Raw genomic sequence first — 2,148 nt, 5'->3', positions numbered from 1 at the left:
CGGTGAACGACACGCCTGTGGTTGAAAGTAGCATTGCAGACCAAACCTTGGCGGAAGATTTCACGCCATACAGCATCAATCTGAATACCGCTTTCAGCGATGTGGATAACGCCGATGGTGAGTTAACGTTTAGCGTCTCAGGTAACAGTAATGTCAATGTCTCAATAGAAAATGGCATCGCGACCATTAGCCCAACGGCAGACTGGAACGGCTCAGAAGCGTTAACCTTTACGGCTACTGATCCAAGCGGTGAAAGCGTCAGCCAAACGGTAAACTTTATGATTGCGCCTGTGGCAGATATTGAATCTGACCGCGCGACGGTTGTGGAAGACACGCCGACCATCATTAACGTCCTAGGTAACGACACGTTTGAAGGCGACGACAAAGTGGTGTCGCTCGATAGCAATAACGGTCCAGCCAACGGCACGGTCTCGGTCAACCCGGACGGCAGCGTCACTTACACGCCAAACGACAACTTCCACGGTACAGACAGCTTCACGTACATCGTTACCTCCGGTGGGGTATCGGAATTCACCACGGTGAACATCGATGTCACGCCAGTGAATGACGCGCCAGTGGCAAAAGATGATACCGCTGTCACTGACGAAGACACGCCAGTGACGATTGATGTTCTGCCAAACGATACTGATATTGATGGTGATACGCTGTCGATTGAATCGGCGTCTGTACCTGAAGCACAAGGTAAAGTCGAAATTGTTGATGGCAAATTGGTGTTCACACCAGCTGAGAACTTCCATGGTGACGCTGAAATCACTTACACCGTTACCGATGGTTCACTGACTGACCAAGCGACGGTCAACGTCACCGTGAATGCGGTGAACGACACGCCTGTGGTTGAAAGTAGCATTGCAGACCAAACCTTGGCGGAAGACTTTACGCCATACAGCATCGATCTAAATACCGCTTTCAGCGATGTGGATAACGTGGATGGCGAGTTAACGTTTAGCGTCTCTGGCAACAGCAACATTCAAGTGGCGATCGTCAATGGGATTGCTACGTTCACTCCAACGGCAGACTGGAACGGCTCAGAAGCGTTGACCTTTACCGCCACCGATCCAGGCGGTGAAAGCGTTAGCCAAACGGTGAACTTCACAGTAGCGCCTGTGGCGGACATCGTGGCAGACAGCGCGACAGTTGTGGAAGACACGCCGACCATCATCAAGGTTTTAGGTAACGATACGTTCGAAGGCGACGACAAAGTGGTGTCGCTGGATAGCAATAACGGCCCAGCCAACGGCACGGTCTCGGTCAACCCGGACGGCAGCGTCACTTACACGCCAAACGACAACTACCACGGGGCTGACAGCTTCACCTACATCGTTACCTCCGGTGGGGTATCGGAGTCCACCACGGTGAACATCGATGTCACGCCAGTGAACGATGCGCCAGTGGCGACCAATGACAATGCCGTTACTGACGAAGACACGCCAGTGACGATTGATGTCCTGCCAAACGACACCGATATTGATGGTGATAAGCTGTCGATTGAATCGGCTTCCGTACCTGAAACACAAGGCACAGTTGAGATCGTTGATGGCAAACTGGTCTTCACACCGGCTGAGAACTTCCATGGTGACGCTGAAATTACTTACACGATTACTGATGGTGCACTGACTGACCAAGCAACGGTCAACGTCACCGTGAATGCGGTGAACGACACGCCTGTGGTTGAAAGCAACATTGCAGACCAAACCTTGGCGGAAGATTTTACGCCATACAGCATCGATCTGAATACGGCCTTCAGTGATGTGGATAACGCCGATGGCGAGTTAACGTTTAGCGTTTCTGGTAATAGCAACATTCAAGTGGCGATCGTCAATGGGATTGCTACGTTCACTCCAACCGCAGACTGGAATGGCTCAGAAACCCTAACCTTTACCGCCACCGATCCAAGCGGTGAAAGCGTTAGCCAAACGGTGAACTTCACAGTGGCGCCTGTGGCAGATATTGAATCTGACCGCGCTACGGTTGTGGAAGACACACCAACCATCATCAAGGTTTTAGGTAACGACACGTTCGAAGGCGACGACAAAGTGGTGTCGCTCGATAGCAATAACGGTCCAGCTAACGGCACGGTCTCGGTCAACCCGGATGGCAGCGTCACTTACACGCCAAACGACAACTACC

At 51.9% G+C, this 2,148-nt stretch carries 1 protein-coding gene; it reads left to right on the top strand.

Features of this window, described 5'->3' with window-relative positions; translation table 11 throughout:
• The coding region (locus tag R7Z78_RS24150; protein WP_169643891.1) for a tandem-95 repeat protein at positions 1-2,148 on the top strand (2,148 nt) is incomplete at both ends.

Origin of the sequence: Vibrio sp. 1167, from assembly GCF_033340375.1 — a bacterium.
Taxonomy (GTDB): Bacteria; Pseudomonadota; Gammaproteobacteria; order Enterobacterales; family Vibrionaceae; genus Vibrio; species Vibrio alginolyticus.
The sequence above is the reverse complement of the archived record's forward strand: the minus strand, read 5'-3'. Positions and strand labels throughout refer to the sequence as shown.